The sequence below is a fragment of the Streptomyces glaucus genome, assembly GCF_039533365.1.
Classification (GTDB): domain Bacteria; phylum Actinomycetota; class Actinomycetes; order Streptomycetales; family Streptomycetaceae; genus Streptomyces; species Streptomyces glaucus.
This window is the reverse complement of record NZ_BAAATK010000127.1, coordinates 1-1,541: the sequence shown is the minus strand read 5'-3', so window position 1 is coordinate 1,541 and position 1,541 is coordinate 1. Positions and strand designations below refer to the sequence as shown.

At 73.1% G+C, this 1,541-nt stretch carries 1 protein-coding gene; it reads right to left on the bottom strand.

From position 1 onward, the window contains the following. Positions 1-1,541, bottom strand: a 1,541-nt coding sequence (locus ABD363_RS32345; protein ID WP_344610027.1) for a polyketide synthase dehydratase domain-containing protein, incomplete at both ends; no start/stop codon positions are given.

Below are 1,541 nucleotides of genomic sequence, written 5' to 3'. Positions count from 1 at the left end.
CGCGCCACCACCGCACCCAGACCACCGGTCCCACCCGTCACCAACACCGCACCCGAACCACCCCACACATCGGCTGTGGCAGGAGGCGCAGCGACCCGGACCAGGCGCGGCACGGCCAACCGCTCGTCGCGGACGGCGATTTCCGGCTCGTCGAGGGCCAGTGCCCGCGTGGCCAGTTCCGTGTCGAGCGGTTCACCGGCCATGTCCAGCAGGGTTACGCGTCCCGGGTGCTCGCTCCATACGGCGCGGAGCAGACCGCGTACCGCGCCCAGGACCGGCCCCGGCAGGCCCGCCGTGACCAGGACGAGCCGCGCGCGGGCGTGTCGCTCGTCGTCGAGCCACTGCTGGACGAGCCGCAGAACGCGGGCCGTTGTGACATGCAGCGTCGTGAGGATGTCGTCGGAAGTGCCGTCGCCGGTGACGGACGCGAGCACCACGTCCGTCTCCTCGGGGAGTTCCGCGAGTTCGGCGTACGCAGCCGCGCCCAGCGTCTCGGCGAGGGCCGCGCCGTCCTGCCCGACGACGGCCAAGGGGCCGTCGTGGCGGCCGGATGCGGTGGTGGGAGTCCACTCGACGCGGTACAGGTCATCGGCCGCCCGGCGGTCCGTCAGCAGCCTGTCACCGGCGGGGCGGACGACCAGGCCGTCGATGGCGGCCACCGGGTTCCCGTCCTGGTCCACCACCGTCACCGCGATGCCACCGGCCTCGGCCCGCACGAGCCGTGCCCGTACGGTGGAGGCGCCCGAGGCGTACAGCGACACGCCCTCCCAGGCGAACGGCAGCATGCCGCCCTCGGATGTTCCTTCCCCTGCCGTGAAGACCGCCGCGTGCAGCACGGAGTCCAGCAGCGCCGGGTGGAGCCCGAAGCCACGCACCGGGACCTGTTCGGGCAGAGCCACCTCGACGAACACCTCGTCGCCGCGCCGCCACACGGCGCGCAGTCCCCGGAAGACGGGGCCGTAGGAGAATCCGTCCTCCGCCCGGTCCTCGTAGAAGCCGTCCAGGTCCACAGGCCGGGCACCGGCGGGGGGCCACACCGACACGTCCAGTGCCTCGCCCGGGCTCTCCTCCTCGACCAATGTGCCGGAGGCGTGCTGCGTCCAGGGCGCGTCTTCCTCAGGCACATCGGGACGGGAGTAGACGCTCACCGAGCGCCGACCGGTCTCGTCTGGCGTACCGACGACGACCTGGATACGTACGGCCTCACGCCGGCCCAGCACCAGCGGCACGCCGAGGGACAGTTCTTCCAGGCGGCCGTATCCGACCTCGTCACCCGCGCGGACCGCCAGCTCGACGAACGCCGTCCCCGGCAGCAGGACGCTCCCGTGCACCTCGTGGTCGGCCAGCCAGGTATGCGTCCCCGCGGACAGCCGCCCGGCGAGAACCACCCCGTCGGACTCGACCAACGGCACGGCCGCTCCCAGCAGCGGATGCCCGGCCGGCTCAAGTCCGAGCGCGACGGCATCCTGGACGCCTGGGGTGGCGGCGGGCCAGTAGTGCTGGTGCTGGAAGGGGTAGGTGGGCAGGTCGGTGCGGCGGGC